This window comes from Vibrio sp. 2134-1, from assembly GCF_033339495.1.
Window position 1 is genome coordinate 1 of the sequence record NZ_JAWOUS010000191.1, and the last position, 932, is coordinate 932.

Annotated in this window: 2 pseudogenes; both read left to right on the forward strand. The window is 47.9% G+C overall.

The features are described from left to right. Positions 1-737, forward strand: a pseudogene (locus R7R78_RS24850) (cryptochrome/photolyase family protein); the annotation flags it as partial. Then, positions 737-932 (forward strand): annotated as a pseudogene (locus R7R78_RS24855) (short chain dehydrogenase); the annotation flags it as partial. The pseudogenes R7R78_RS24850 and R7R78_RS24855, both read left to right, overlap by 1 nt.

Genomic DNA, 932 nt, shown 5'->3' on the forward strand with positions numbered 1-932 from the left:
GTCTTTTGTCGTTCTCGATGAACAGCAAGTTACTGCACCCCAAAGAGGTAATCGATGCTGCACTTAGTGCATACCAATCTAACAAACACATCGATATTGCGCAGGTAGAAGGATTCATTCGTCAGATCTTAGGTTGGCGGGAATTCATTCGGGGTGTGTACTGGGCGAATATGCCGCAGTATCCGCAGAAAAATGAGCTCGAAGCATCACGTGATTTACCCGACTACTTTTGGACAGGAAAAACCAAGATGGCTTGTATGCGCAATGCAATAGGCCAGTCTCTCGATTATGCCTACGCCCATCATATTCAGCGTTTGATGGTGACGGGCAACTTTTGTTTGCTCACCGAGATGAATCCTGACCAAGTAGATGCTTGGTATCTCGGCATTTATGTCGATGCGATTGAGTGGGTAGAAATGCCCAATACACGCGGTATGGCATTGTTCGCCGATGGTGGCATTGTTGGCACCAAGCCTTATGCCGCAAGCGGGTCGTACATCAACAAAATGAGCGATTACTGTAAAGGTTGCCACTATGACAACAAAGCGCGCAGTGGCGAAGGCTCTTGTCCGTTTAATAGTCTTTATTGGCGATTTATGGACAAGCATGAAAAGCGACTCGCTACCAATCCACGCATCGGCATGATTTTCCGGTCTTGGGACAATATGGAAGCTTCACAGCGCCAAGCGATTCTTGAGACGGCTGAACGCTATATCGCGGATTTGGAGCATTTGTGATGAACATTTTGATCGTCGGTGGAAACGGAGGGATTGGTTTGGCGATGGTCAAAGAAGCACTAGTGCGCTTTCCGCTGGCACAAATTCACGCGACCTATCGGCGCACAAAACCCGATTATGAACATTCAGCCTTGATTTGGCACCAGGTCGATGTCACGGATGAAACGCAGATCAAGAATTTGAGTCAAGCGGTTA